Source organism: Vibrio sp. Vb1337 (assembly GCF_033338715.1).
GTDB classification, from domain to species: Bacteria; Pseudomonadota; Gammaproteobacteria; order Enterobacterales; family Vibrionaceae; genus Vibrio; species Vibrio alginolyticus.
On sequence record NZ_JAWOTD010000112.1, the window covers coordinates 1 to 1359 of the forward strand.

Below are 1359 nucleotides of genomic sequence, written 5' to 3' on the forward strand. Positions count from 1 at the left end.
TGTGTCTCGCGCTTTGTTACTTCAGTTGGGCTTTGCCGCTCTGGTGCTTTATTTCCCGATGGGACAAGCCGCACTAGCGAGTTTAAGTAATGGCGTTGCCGGGTTATTAAGCTTTGCTGATGAAGGGATTCGATTCCTTTTTGGTGATCTTGCTTCTACTGGTTTCATCTTCGCTGTTCGCGTCCTTCCTATCATCATTTTCTTCAGCGCTCTTATCTCTGCCCTTTACTACTTGGGCATCATGCAAAAAGTAATTCAATTTATCGGCGGCGCTATCCAGAAATTCTTGGGTACCAGTAAAGCGGAATCACTCGTTGCAACGGGTAATATCTTCCTATCTCAAGGTGAGTCACCACTTCTTATTCGTCCGTTTCTATCAAACATGACTCGTTCTGAGCTATTTGCAGTAATGGCTGGTGGTATGGCATCGGTAGCGGGCAGTGTGCTTGGCGGCTATGCCGGCTTGGGTGTAGAGCTGAAATACCTTATCGCTGCGAGCTTCATGGCAGCGCCTGGTAGTTTGCTAATGGCGAAAATCATCGTTCCTGAGCGTCAAACGCCAAGCGATTACAACAACATTGAGCTAGACAAATCAGAAGAAAGTAACGTTATCGATGCACTAGCAAGCGGTGCGATGGGCGGTATGAAAGTCGCAGTGGCTGTCGGTACTATGCTGATTGCTTTTGTGAGTGTGATTGCGATGGTGAACACAGGCCTAGAAAACCTAGGTGAAATGTTTGGTTTTGCTGGTGTAACACTGCAAGCGATTTTGGGTTACCTATTTGCACCACTAGCATGGTTGATTGGTGTGCCAAGCCACGAGATCCTAGCGGCTGGTTCTTACATTGGTCAGAAAGTTGTAATGAACGAATTTGTGGCGTTCATCGCCTTCGTACAGCACAAAGCGACACTGTCTGAGCACACTCAAGTGATCATCACATTCGCTCTATGTGGTTTCGCGAACATCGGTTCGATTGCGATTCAGCTAGGTTCTATCGGTGTGATGGCACCTGAACGTCGTAAAGATGTAGCAAGCATGGGTCTTAAAGCGGTAGCTGCTGGTACGCTAGCGAACCTAATGAGCGCATGTCTAGCAGGTATCTTTATCTCGCTTTAATATGATTGAGCAATAAATGAGAACCCGCCGATGTGGCGGGTTTTTTTATGGTGTTGGGAAAGCTGTGTGAGTCAGTGCAAGAGCATTCTCGAACCATGTTTATTCGATGTTATTTGGGGGATTTAGGTACTAACCCATAAGGGATCGATTTGAATACTTTCGGGTGCGCTTGATATGTTGGTGCCTTGTGCACACCTTTCCAATCTAAAAGCATAATCGCGAGCACATTGCGATGTTCCCCA

2 protein-coding genes are annotated in these 1359 nt (G+C 46.8%); one reads left to right on the forward strand and one right to left on the reverse strand.

The features are described from left to right. On the forward strand, positions 1-1117 hold a 1117-nt coding region (locus tag R7E42_RS24300), incomplete at its 5' end, for a NupC/NupG family nucleoside CNT transporter (RefSeq protein ID WP_318073133.1). 109 nt (positions 1118-1226) lie between these two features. Here the strand turns inward: R7E42_RS24300 and R7E42_RS24305 are convergent. Continuing rightward, positions 1227-1359 (reverse strand): DUF3541 domain-containing protein (locus tag R7E42_RS24305; protein WP_411978983.1); only part of this gene is annotated, 133 nt, incomplete at its 5' end.